Annotated in this window: 9 protein-coding genes; 3 read left to right on the top strand and 6 right to left on the bottom strand. The window is 46.9% G+C overall.

Features of this window, described 5'->3' with window-relative positions:
• Positions 1 to 109: 109 nt before the first annotated feature.
• The 4 genes from HMPREF3216_RS01400 to HMPREF3216_RS01415 form a co-directional block, all read right to left on the bottom strand.
• Positions 110 to 565, bottom strand: coding sequence for a nucleoside deaminase (locus tag HMPREF3216_RS01400; RefSeq protein WP_060786622.1), 456 nt, complete (start codon positions 563 to 565; stop codon positions 110 to 112).
• A gap of 29 nt (positions 566 to 594) precedes the next feature.
• On the bottom strand, positions 595 to 1,389 hold the full coding sequence (locus HMPREF3216_RS01405) for an alpha/beta hydrolase (protein ID WP_060786600.1): 795 nt from the start codon (positions 1,387 to 1,389) through the stop codon (positions 595 to 597).
• A gap of 283 nt (positions 1,390 to 1,672) precedes the next feature.
• Positions 1,673 to 2,254 (bottom strand): dCTP deaminase, encoded by a 582-nt coding sequence (gene dcd / locus HMPREF3216_RS01410; protein ID WP_060786601.1) that lies wholly within the window; start codon positions 2,252 to 2,254, stop codon positions 1,673 to 1,675.
• A gap of 98 nt (positions 2,255 to 2,352) precedes the next feature.
• Complete coding sequence (locus tag HMPREF3216_RS01415) at positions 2,353 to 5,310, bottom strand: cation-translocating P-type ATPase (RefSeq protein ID WP_060786602.1); 2,958 nt, start codon at positions 5,308 to 5,310, stop codon at positions 2,353 to 2,355.
• 210 nt (positions 5,311 to 5,520) lie between these two features.
• On the opposite strand from HMPREF3216_RS01415, the gene rlmB reads away from it, so the two are divergent.
• Entirely contained in the window at positions 5,521 to 6,516 is a 996-nt protein-coding gene (rlmB, locus tag HMPREF3216_RS01420; protein WP_060786603.1) for a 23S rRNA (guanosine(2251)-2'-O)-methyltransferase RlmB, read from the top strand.
• Between the two features lie 45 nt (positions 6,517 to 6,561).
• Complete coding sequence (locus tag HMPREF3216_RS01425) at positions 6,562 to 8,307, top strand: hypothetical protein (protein WP_060786604.1); 1,746 nt, start codon at positions 6,562 to 6,564, stop codon at positions 8,305 to 8,307.
• Between the two features lie 2 nt (positions 8,308 to 8,309).
• On the opposite strand, the gene HMPREF3216_RS01430 is transcribed toward HMPREF3216_RS01425, so the two are convergent.
• Both HMPREF3216_RS01430 and HMPREF3216_RS01435 read right to left on the bottom strand, forming a co-directional pair.
• Positions 8,310 to 9,020 carry a nitroreductase family protein gene (locus HMPREF3216_RS01430; RefSeq protein WP_060786605.1) on the bottom strand — a complete coding sequence of 237 codons (711 nt, stop codon included), beginning with the start codon at positions 9,018 to 9,020 and terminating at the stop codon, positions 8,310 to 8,312.
• Positions 9,021 to 9,029: 9 nt separating this feature from the next.
• Positions 9,030 to 10,961, bottom strand: coding sequence for a S1C family serine protease (locus HMPREF3216_RS01435; RefSeq protein WP_060786606.1), 1,932 nt, complete (start codon positions 10,959 to 10,961; stop codon positions 9,030 to 9,032).
• 293 nt (positions 10,962 to 11,254) lie between these two features.
• On the opposite strand from HMPREF3216_RS01435, the gene tgt reads away from it, so the two are divergent.
• Positions 11,255 to 12,580, top strand: a complete 1,326-nt coding sequence (tgt, locus tag HMPREF3216_RS01440) for a tRNA guanosine(34) transglycosylase Tgt (protein ID WP_196485414.1) — start codon at positions 11,255 to 11,257, stop codon at positions 12,578 to 12,580.
• The last annotated feature ends 58 nt before the right edge of the window (positions 12,581 to 12,638 follow it).

Below are 12,638 nucleotides of genomic sequence, written 5' to 3' on the forward strand. Positions count from 1 at the left end.
TTTTAGACTCTAAATTCTATCAACATACTGTATGTTACGCGCAAAATATAAAAAAGCGGCCCGAAGTAGAATCGCGAGCCGCGGCTCCTTACTTATTCATTTCATGATTCTATTTTGTGCGAGAGTTTGTGCGGGAGTTTGTGCGCGCAAAAAAATCGCTTAAAATCTGTGCACACTGCGATTCGCAAACGGACCCAAAAACCTGCGGATGCGAGCCAATATGAGGGTCTCGCAAAATATCCCAAACAGATCCACATGCGCCAAGTTTTGAATCCCAAGCGCCAAAAACAACGCGGCTAATATGCGTTTGTAAAATCGCCCCAGCGCACATTGGGCATGGCTCCAAAGTAACAACAAGCGTGCAATCACTAAGATTCCAAGACTTACGCGCCTCTGCCGCCTGGCTAATCGCAAGAACTTCCGCGTGGGCAAGTGGATCCGCGTTTTTCTCGCGAAGATTAGAGCCTCGCCCAATAATCGCCCCAGAACTATCTACAACAACAGCGCCAACTGGAACTTCTTTGCAATCGGCAGCAACTTGCGCAAGCTGCAATGCTTCTTGCATGAATGACGTATAGTTGCACACGCTAAAAGTCACATTAACCCCGACGAGATATTGTGAAGAGCAAACCAAGAGCGAATATCGCCAAGTTCTTCCATATGAACTGCGTGATCAAGCCCGCGGTAGCGCTTCTCTTCCAGCCACGTATGCTCCTCAAGCCACGCTGCAGCCGCCGAAAACTCGTAAGGAGCAATAACAGCATCATCCAAACCGTAGCCAAAGAAAACAGGCGTATTAAGCTCGGCAAGAACATCGTCGTTAAGCGAAATATCTTTGGTAATATTTGGAGCCACAAAGCCAGAAAGCGCAACAGCTGCGCGATAGCGGTCTGGATTAAGCCTAAGAACATGAACCGCTAGAGCAGCGCCTTGCGAAAATCCAAAAGGCACAACAGCGCGATCTTCGGGCACATTTGCCGCAACCCACTCGTCGATTGCAGCTGCAGCAGCATACATGTCTCGATCCAAATCTTGACCTTGCGGAACAGCATCGTGGAACCAGCTGTAAGCGCCTTGAGCTAAGCGAAGTGGAGCACGTAAAGAAATCGCATCATTATAGGGTGCCACAACGCGCAGCAAATCAAGCAAATCATCCTCATTTGACCCCCAACCATGCAGTAGCAAAAGAAGAGGTCTTGTAGCATAAGCGGCAGCCTCGCCGCGAGAATACTGAGCAACGCTTACATGCAAATCTTCGCCAAATCTGCCTGGAACAACACTTGATTCACGGCCAGCATGCAGGCCATTTGAAGCGTCAGAAGCATTGTCTTCGCCGCCAAAATCGCCGCCGTCAAAATCGCTGGAGATCACACCGTTATGATTAGTCATACTTACAGCATACGGCACAGCTTTGGCATTTGGGCTAGGACTCAGTCCACATAAAAATTTAACCCCGACCGTTTAAGTCGGGGTTTAAATTTAAAGGAAAAAATATGAATAAGCTTTCGTGAAATACCTTTTAAGTTTTTCACTAATATTATGAAAACACATAATTCTTAGCGCTGCTAGTGAACTAGCTGATAACTTCCTGAAAGTTTTCTACTTTTCCTCTGATTTTTCTTAGGATTAACGCTGATTATCGCTAATTAACGCTAATTAACGCTGATTAACGCTAGTCATCCAAATTTGCGCGATAGAAATTCTCGTAAGACCTAGAAGGAGTTGGACCACGCTGACCCTGATAGTGAGATCCGTTAACGGAAGACCCATAAGGATTCTGGCAAGGCGAGCTGAGCTTAAAGAAGCACATCTGGCCAATCTTCATGCCTGGCCACAACTTAACTGGCAAGGTGCTAACGTTTGAAAGCTCCAGGGTAATATGGCCTTCAAAACCTGGGTCAATAAAGCCAGCTGTGGAATGAGTTAAAATTCCAAGACGGCCAAGAGAGCTTTTACCCTCTAAACGCGCAGCGATCGTAGAATCTAACTTCACATACTCCCAAGTGGAGCCAAGCGCAAACTCGCCAGGATGCAAAATCCAAGGCTCATCTGGCGCAACTTCAAACTGCTCAGTCAATTCGCCTTGATTTTCCGCTGGATCAACGTACGTGTAGGCGTGATTGTTGAATAAGCGGAAGAATCGATCCAGCCGAACGTCAATCGACGCAGGCTGTACCATTTCTGGGGTCCATGGGGTCAAATCAATATGACCCTCTTCGTGAGCTTTGAGAATGTCGCGATCAGACAACAGCATAACGTCAAATCTCCTTGCGATATTGCGTAAAAACACATAAACACACTTATATGCCAAGTGTAGCGCGTGCCTAGGTCGACGCAAACATTACGCAAACATTACGCATACATTGCAGCAGATGATGCAACTTTGCGTTTAGCCATAAAGCGCAAAACACACTTTCTTAACTCCGAAGCAATAAGCACAACCATTGAAAGTCCAAGGCACTCCACCCACTCCATAAAATCGAGTGGAACTGTGCCAAACGGGCCATTAAGGAATGGTATATAAATTACAGCAAGCTGCAACACTACGGAAACTGCGATTGCACCCCAAAGCCAACGATTTGCAAACAAGCCAACAAACACGCTTTGCAAATGCGAGCGAGAAGCCAAAGCGTTAAGCATTTGAGCAAACACAAGAATAGTGAAGCCCATTGTGCGCGCGTGAGTCATTTGGGCAGCATGAGTCAAAACAGTTGTGGAGCGGTCGGTAAACAATCCGCCAGCCAAATGCATGTCCATGCCAATCAGCGTTATAGCTGCCATAATCACGCCAATAAACACAATGTCTCCCCACATTGGCTTATCAATAACGCTATCTGTAAGTCTTCGCGGACGCCTATTCATAACGTCATCCGTTTGCGGATCAACGCCCATTGCAAGCGCAGGAGCAGCATCTGTAAGCAAATTAATCCACAAAAGCTGCGTTGCGAGCAAAGGCAAAGTCACGCCTACGGAATTAGGCTGCGTTATGCCGAGTGCGCCAGCAAACACTACGCCACCAAACACGGTGAACACTTCGCCAACGTTGGAGCTAAGCAAATATCTCAAGAATTTACGAATATTGTCAAAAATTCCGCGGCCTTCTTTAACAGCTGCGACGATTGTAGAGAAGTTATCGTCTGCCAAAATCATCTTGGCAGATTCCTTGGTGACTTCCGTACCCGTAATGCCCATTGCAACGCCAATATCTGCCGACTTTACAGCAGGAGCATCGTTTACGCCGTCGCCAGTCATAGCAACAATATTGCCCTGCCTTTGAAGCGAGGAAACAATCGCAAGCTTGTGTTCTGGAGCAACTCGCGCATACACACTCACTTTGCTAATTGCATCGTCGAAAGCAATATTGTCGTCGTCTCTAGAAAGCAACTCGTCAAGTTCATCGCCAGTAAGAGCATGCTCATCTTTTCCAATAATGCCAAGGTCGCGAGCGATTCGAGCAGCTGTAAGCGGGTGATCGCCCGTAATCATAACAGTTCGGATTCCAGCACGATGCGCTTGAGCAACACTATCTCGAACTTCGATTCTAGGAGGATCAATAATCGCAACCATGCCGTTCCAAATTAAATCGGACTCCAAAACGTCGCTTTGCTCGGCAACATCTGCGATTTGGCCAGCAGCATTAGAAACCATGCCGGGAACTTTGGCTAAACTATCTACGCCAAGCGGCCTATACGCCATTGCAAGCGTGCGATAAGCTTCGCCAGAAAGCTTTTCCACGTTTGCAAGAATTTCTTCGCGGTCTCCTTCTGTAAGCGGGCGAACAGCGCCAGCCACTGCGATTCGCGTGCAATAAGAAAGCAAAACATCTGGAGCGCCTTTTGCACAAACAATAAGATTCCCAGAATCCGAATCGTCTTTAACAACCACAGACATGCGTTTGCGCTCAGACGTAAATGGCACTTCCGCAACACGGCTAAGATGTGCGTAACGCTTATCTGCCTTAGTTTTGCGAGCTGCAACAATAAGCGAAACCTCGGTAGGGTCGCCAACTGGCTGCCAAGCTCCCGACGATTCATCGAGATGCAAATCGCCATCGTTTGCTAAATACCCAGAGCTGAGAGCACCAATCACCTCTGTAGCCAGCGCTGGAGGAACCGCCAAATCCGCATCTAAAGAACCAAGCAAAACCATACGCCCATCTGGCTTATACCCACTACCCGTAAGCTGCACTTGGCCGCTAGGCGTTATAACACGCTCAACAGTCATCTCGTTTCGAGTTAGAGTACCCGTTTTGTCGGAGCAAATAACGGATGCAGAGCCAAGAGTTTCTACAGACGAAAGCTTTTTAACAACAGCATGATGCTTTACCATGCGCTGAACGCCCAAAGCAAGAACAACCGTTAAGATAGCAGCCAAGCCTTCTGGAACAGCAGCAACAGCAAGAGAAACGGAAAGAAGCAAAGAATCTATAACGTCTTCAATGGTATGGAAGCCTTCAAGCGCCCACATAGAGGCAAGCACAACGGCTGCAATAATACACACTGCGATTCCAAGAACCTTAGATACGCGAACCATCTCCTTCTCCAGAGGAGTGGCTTCTTCTTGCGCACTAGAAAGCATATCTGCGATTTTTCCAACCTGAGTTTTCATGCCCGTAGACGTGACGATTGCGCGACCAGTTCCTTGCGTTACGGCAGTGCCATTAAACACCATGTTTGTGCGGTCTGCCAAAGACTTTGGCGAAGCTAGAGTTTCTGGGCGCTTGCTAACGGCAACCGATTCGCCCGTAAGGCTCGCCTCTGCAACTCGCAAAGAAGCGGCTGCAATAAGCCTTGCATCTGCAGAAACAGCATCGCCTTCGCCAAGAACCAAAATATCTCCAGGCACAACATCCGCCGTATCTATGCGCATAACTCGCCCATCTCTAAGAACGGACGTTTGCGGAGCGCTCATTTTTGCCAGCGCCTCAACCGCTTCTTGCGCACGCGACTCTTGAATATAGCCCAAAACTGCGTTTGCTATAAGAATCACGATTATAACTATTGAGTCAAATGGCAGAATCTCTCCGCCACTTTCGCCGCCATGTTGTGCGCGCTCAACAAACCATGCAATCGCAGAAATAATTGTGGCCGCTATAAGCAAGTAAACAAGCGGATCTTTAAACTGTTCGAGGAACCTCTTCCACGCTGGCGTTTTAGGAGCACCAGCTAGAGCGTTCGGGCCAAATTGCGCGAGCCTTCTAGAAGCCTCATCGCTACTTAAACCAGTAGAAACGTTTACGTTAAGCGCATCTGCAACACTTTGTGCGTCTTGCAATGACGGATCTTTGGATTGATCGCTTTGATCAACCATATTTTCCCCCTTGGGAGCGCCGCGGAGTAGTCAACAATCAAGATTTATGCAAAGTTGACTCAAAATCTCGATTATTGCGCGGTTGTGGATTATTGCAATAACAATAATTTGCAATAATTAAGTACCGTTCTATTATGCCACATAAAGCGCCAAATACTAATGACTTACTAATACCTTATTAATGCCTCGGGGGCATGTGAGAATAGGAATATGGCTATGAAAAAAGGACCGACCAAGGGGTCGGGTGGAAAACATCGTAATGCATTGCGCGGCAAGGGGCCTACACCTAAGGCAGAAGATCGCGTTTACCATAAAGCTTATTTCGCCAAAAAAGCTGCGATTAAGCGCACTTTTGCAGATCCGCGTTTGGCGGCAAGACGCAGAGTAGATAAGTTGGGTACAGATAGCGATGAGTTGGTTATTGGGCGAAACGCAACACTTGAGGCTTTGCGCGTAGGCGTTCCTAGCACGCAACTTTATGTGGCAAATCGCATTGAGCACGACGATCGCACGCGCGAAATCGTTAAGCTTGCTGGCATGCAAGGCTTGCGACTTTTGGAGGCGGATCGCCTAGAGATGGATCGCATTGCCCACAGCACTAATCATCAGGGCATTATTTTAAAGGTGCAGCCTTATCAATACTATTCGCTGCAAGAGCTTGTTGATCGCGCAGAAAAGAAGGCTCGCGCTATGGAGGCGGCGGATTCTGCATCCGCTCGCATTAACGCACGCCCGTTGTTTATAGCGCTAGACGGCGTTACCGATCCGCAAAATCTTGGCGCGGTTATTCGATCCGCAGCCGCTTTTGGCGCAAATGGCGTAATTTTGCCTGAGCGCAGAAGCGCATCTGTTACTGCTGCCGCTTGGAAGGTTTCTGCAGGCGCTGCAGCGCACTTGCCTGTTGCTCGCGTGGTGAATTTAAACAAGGCGATTCAAGGTTTGCGCGAACGCGGATGGTACGCGATTGGCCTGGACGGCGGCGGAGACAAGCTCGTTGGCGAAACTGGCTTTGAAACCGATCCACTTGTTGTTGTTCTTGGCAGCGAAGGCAAAGGCATGAGTCGCCTAACGCGCGAAGCTTGCGACGCCATTGCTGGAATCCCAATTTCTAACGCCGTTGAATCGCTGAACGCATCCGTTGCTGCTGGAATCAGCTTGTATGCTGTGGCTAATGCGCGTAGGCTTGCTGCTTTAAATCAAAATTAGCAATTGTATTGCGATTAAGAGTATTGCAATTAAGAGTTAACGGTAATGCGGATTTTAAAGCTACGCAATTTACAAAGCTCGCATAACGCGCGCACATTGGCACTGCTTTTAGCTTTTGTTTTATACATTGCGATTATTGCAATCGTAATGTGTTTCCACGAACCTTGGTTTGATGAAGCTCAAAGCTGGCTGATTGCGCGCGATTCGCCAATCGCAAGCATTTTTAGCGTTAGACCCCATTACGAAGGTCACCCTCCTTTTTGGAATCTTTTACTTGCAATTGCAGCCAAAAGTGGCGTTCCATACGAGTTTGGAATTAAGGGAATTCAGCTGGTTTGCGCAAGCTTACTTGGCGCGTGGCTTATTTTTAAATCGCCTTTTAAGCGTGCGGGCAGCCTTGCAACTTTTCTTATTCCTTTTACTTATTTTGCTTGCTTCCAATACGGCGTTACTTCAAGACCGTACGCTTTGCTTTGCTTGAGCTTGCTAGTGGCTGCACATTATTGGAATAGTGCGGATTCTAAGACTTCTAGCGCTTTCAAACTTGCGATTAGCCTTATGTTTATGTGCCTGCTTAGCGTGTATGGAATCGCGTTTGCTGCAGGATTTACAATTGCGTGGATCTGGCGAGTTTTTAGCAAGAATATTGGCAAGAATATCAGCAAAGACATTAGCAAAGACTGTAGCAAAACTCTTAATTTTAGTGCCATTTTTCACGCGATTAAAACAACAATCTCATCAAATTTGGCACGACTTATATCTTGGGGATTAATCGCCATTTTTGGCGTTGCAAACCTTGCTCTTGCATGGCCCGCACCAAACGCCTTCGCCACGCGCGCAACGATTGATGGCAATTCAATAATCGCAAAATTCTTTGCTTTTATATTTGTAATGCCTTCCGAAAGCATGTTTACAAGCTTTTATGGCGATGTTTCAATGCGAAGAATGCCTTTTGACTTTTGGCCAATCGTAGTATGCACGCTGTTTAGCCTTGCGATTTGGGCATTTGCCATTAGAATCACCATGCGGCGAAAACTACTTGCCGTGCTTATAATGCCCTATTTTGTTCTTACAATCGTAGCTGTGCGCTATTTTACGCTTCATCACGCAGGCCTAATCTTTGTGTTTTTGCTTAGCGTGCTTTGGATTAGTCACATTAAAGAGCCGCTTAGCAGCAAGGATATTCCTACGATTTTTGTTAAAATCGCCCCTACTAAATTCAGATTTATAAAAAACAGCGCTTTTAAAATTAAACTTCTAATCGTTGTAATACTTGCCCCAAGCCTAATTTGGAACGCGTTTGCTTGTGTAAACGACATTCTGTTTGACTACTCGCCTTCCAGGGCTGTAGCGCAATACATATCTAGTAATCACTTGCAAAATAAGCGTTTTGTAGCATCATGGCTTCATAATTACCAGCAGGTTGACGAAAGTGGAAACGTTATTTCGCACGAAGAAAGCGACACTCACCAATATTCGTGGCTTTTAATAGGCGCAAACCCTTATTTTTCTAAGAATCTTATAGACTGCGCTTACAAAAACAAGACTTTTATAACAAACGAAAGTTCTAGCGCAAGCCAGCAAGAAAAAGAGTTGGCGGCGTGCGCTGCAAAAGGCGAGCCAGAGTTTTTTGTTAGCGAATCCAGCCAGCCGTGGTACTACTTCTTGGCATTAAACTACAACATTTCGCACTACAACGCGCATGCTGTTTCTAACGTTAAAACGTCTTGGAAGGCTCTTGTTTGGGAAAGCACTGCCACTATTTACGAGCGCAAAGCACACATAAAATAAGACTACAGCAGCTCAATCTTTGGATGCTCAGCTCTAAACTCGTTTGTGTGCGAATCGCTAGCATACCCAAGAGCAAATCCAGTTAAAAGCTCCATGTTTTCTGGAACGTCAAACTCCGCGTCTAACGGATCTCGCCAAGTTGCCAAAACTCCAAGTGGGCAAGAGTCAACGCCTAAATCTTTAGCAGCAAGAAATAGCGTTTGCAGCATAAGGCCAGCGTCCATTGCAGCAAACGGCATAAAATCGCGCCTAGCTAAAACAAAGCCAATAACGGGCGCTCCAAAAGCCTCAAAATTCCTACGCGTATGGGCGTTCCTGGCTGCAAAATCGTGCCTTTCGATTCCCAAATGCGAATATAACGCTAGACCAAGTTTAGCGCTTCGCTGCTTTAGATCATCAGGGTACGGCCTTGCAACAGGAACGTCGCCATTAGGCGCTGACTCTTGAGCAAACTGAGCGCGCTCAGATTCACTCAAACTCTTATCTTTGGCCTTAAGCATTGCATTGCACTTATCTAAATAAGCTTTTACAATGTTGTCTTTTTTGCTGCCTTGTGCAATCGCAAGCGCATAAGCCCTTGTGTTACTCCAGCTTGGCGCAAGAGAAGCGGTGTGCAGTATTGACTCTAAAACGTTTTGCTCAATCGGCTTGTTTAAAAAGTCGCGTGCAGAAAACCGCTCCGATGCAAGTTGGCCAAAATCTTTGTAAGTCATGCTATCAGTTTACCAGAAACCGAATGGATCAAAAATGCCGCCGTCGTCGGAATCGTCGTCTCCGCCTCTAGGAAGCTGATCCAAAGGATCATCGTCGTCATCCGAAGAACCGCCGCCGTCACCCTTTTGACTCTTATTTTGCGAAGAATCAGGCTTCTTGTTGCTACGCCTTCTTAGCGAGCGAGGGTCTTGGCGAGTTGCACCATTAACCGCAGCCTCTTCTTGATTAAACTTAACAGTTAAGTTGACGGTTCCGTTTCCGCGAACAACCGTTATTGTTGCTTTATCTCCCAAAGCTGTAGCGCGCACAAATCCAAGCAGCGAGTAGTTGCTTGTAACCGACTTGCCATTAAACGCTACGATTGTATCTCCAGCGCGCATTCCCGCCTTTGCAGCAGGAGCGCCAGGCGTTACAGACGCCACTTGAGCGCCGCCACGCGTAATGCTATTTTGCGTTACGTTTACGCTTTTAACCATAATTCCAAGAGCAACGTGCTTTACAGAACCATGCTTAATGATTTCGGTTACTACGCGCTTAACAAGGTTGGAAGGAATAGCAAAGCCGATTCCAATGGACCCTGCTGTGCCACCTCGTGCAGAAGTTGCTGCAATAGACGAGTTAATGCCAATCACTTTTCCAGCAGCATCGAAAGTTGGGCCGCCCGAATTGCCCGGGTTGATTGCTGCATCAATTTGCACAGCGTTTGTAACGATTTCGGAACGACTTTGATCGTCCATAACGGAAACTGGGCGATTAAGCGCAGAAACAATGCCTGTTGTAGCAGTATCGTCGTATCCAAGTGGATTTCCAATCGCCATTACTGGCTGGCCAACTGCGAGCGCATCCGAATCCGCAAAATCAACTGGCTTTACACTATTTGGCAAACCGTCTACTTTAAGCACAGCCAAATCTGTTGTTTTATCGGTTCCAACAAGCTTTGCCTTGTAAATCTGACCGTTAGAAAGCGTTACTTGAAGCTGTTGCATTCCAGCAATAACGTGGTTATTTGTAACAACATGACCCTGCTTGTCGATTATTGCGCCCGAGCCTTTGCTCATGTTTTTGCTGTTGCGTGCCTGAATAGAAACAACGCCGCCAGAAACGTTTTTAGCAACCGAACGCCAATCTGGAGCCTGGCCGCCCTTTACTACGGCCGTTCCTTTTGAATGGCTTTGCGCTCCAACGTCTGCAAGTGTTCCCGCGCCTGGAATAGGAATCAAGCCTTGAGTAAGAGCAAATGCCATTACAACAACGCATACAATGGCAGAAACAATAGACGAAACGATTGCCACCGTAATTGTTGAGTTTTCTTTAGATTCCGCCCTAAATCCGCGCTTTTTATAAACCACATTTGGAGTTTGGAGTGGATTCTGGGATGAAGCTTGTGTTGGATTCTGTGCTAAATCTTCAGCAGGCTGATTTGCTGCAATATTATCTGCATTATCCGCATTATCCGCGCTATCTGCATTATCCGCGCTATCTGCATTATCCGCGCTATTATCCGCGCTATTTTCGCCACTGTTATCCGCGCTCAAATCGTAAGGATTGCCGAATCTAGCTCGCTTTTGCGCGTTATTATTATATGGATCACCATATGGCAAGAACGGATTATCTAAATCGTCACTATCTTTCGAATGCGCATAATCACTGCTGTTTGCGCTATTTGCTCCATTTGCATCACTTGCATCACTTGTGCCGCTTGCACTGCCCAAATTACTCGCGCTGCTTTGCTCTTGATTTTGCAACGATTCGCCAGAATTATTTACATCACCCGCATCTACAGGGCCATACGCTCCGTATTCTGGAGCTGGTCGATAAATCTGCTCTGAATTCGCCTGATTTTCCTGCGCGCTTAGCGGCTTCGATTGGCTTTGTGAAGCATTGCCATTTTGCTCTTCACTAGAATCGTAGGCCTTGGAATCGTAAATATCGTCAGCCATTAATCCTCCTTAAATCTTTTACAAAGCATACTCTAATCTGATTACACAAATTCATACAAGCTAATATGCAATTAATATGCAATTTTTACACAATTTTGCGTTTACAATACGAGTTAAACGTGCCGCTCTTAAAATTACCTGAATATTTAGTAGTATAAATGCCGTATAAATACCAAATATAACCCATAAATTAGCTAATTATTTTTATAAAAATTATAAAAACACGTAAAATTTAACGAACGGTTGCTTGCGACTTTTCCGCGCGCAATACCGCAACTTACGCGCGTATCGTCATGCCTTCTAATAGAGTAAATGTTATGACTAATCTTATTGAACACCCACGCGGAGCAGAACCTGGTAAACCTGGAGACCGCAGCGAATTCTCGTTTACAACAAAAACGCGTTTAGAAAATGCGGCAGACGGCAAAGGAAAAGACGGAGCCAGATACGGCCGCACTGGCGTAATTCGCACGCCTCATGGAGATATTTGCACGCCTGCGTTTGTGCCAGTTGCCACGCAAGGCGCAATGAAGGCCGTGCTACCAGAATCAATCAAAGACTTGGGCGGCCAATGCATGCTTTCCAACGCATTCCACTTATATGAGCGCCCTGGCGAAGATATTTTGGACGAAGCTGGCGGCCTTGCAAAGTTTATGAACTGGAATGGCCCAACTTTTACGGATTCTGGCGGATTCCAAGTGCTTTCGCTCGGCGCAGGATTTAAAAAGACGCTTGCAATGGACGTTACTGGCATGAAGTCCGACGATGTAATCGCAGCTGGTAAAGAGCGAATGGCATTTGTTGACGAAGATGGCGTTACTTTTAAGTCTCCGCTAAACGGCTCTATTCATCGTTTTAGCGCAGAAATCTCAATGGGAATTCAGCACAAGCTTGGCGCGGATATTATGTTTGCTTTTGATGAGCTTACAACGCTTATGAACACTCGCCGCTACCAAGAAGAGTCTGTTGAACGCACTTTCCGCTGGGCTAAGCGTTGCGTTGAAGAACACAAGCGATTGACCGAGGCGCGATTAGGAAAGCCGTATCAGGCGTTGTATGGCGTTGTTCAGGGAGCAAATTACGAGGATTTGCGCAGGCACGCGGCACAGCAGATTGCTTCTCTCGACTTTGACGGCGTTGGAATTGGCGGCGCAATTGAAAAGCGCATTATTGGAGACACTTGCGCTTGGATTTGCGATGCTATGCCAGAAAATCGCCCTCGCCACGTGCTTGGAATTGCAGCAGTTGACGACATTTTTGCTTGCGTAGAAAACGGCGGAGATACTTTTGATTGCGTGGCACCTGCGCGATGCGGCAGAAACGGCGCGATTTTTACTCGCCACGGGCGCTACAACGTAAAGCGCGCGGAATTTAAGCACGACCAGGGGCCGCTTGAAGCTGGCTGCGATTGCTACACTTGCACGCATTATTCGCGCATGTATGTTAGCCATTTGCTGCGCGCTAAAGAGATGAACGGATACACGCTTGCTACGATTCACAACGAGCGATTCTTTGTTAAACTTCTAGACGACATTCGCGCGTCGATTGACGGCGGGTATTTTGAAGAGTTCAGAGATGAATCGTTAGCCCATTATTATGAGAATGGGTCGCGCGGATAATTTCTCTGGCGTTGCGCGCTCCTTGCTTGGTGTGTAGGAGGGCTGGCTAATTCTTGTC

This window comes from Gardnerella vaginalis, from assembly GCF_001546455.1.
Lineage (GTDB): Bacteria > Actinomycetota > Actinomycetes > Actinomycetales > Bifidobacteriaceae > Bifidobacterium > Bifidobacterium vaginale_B.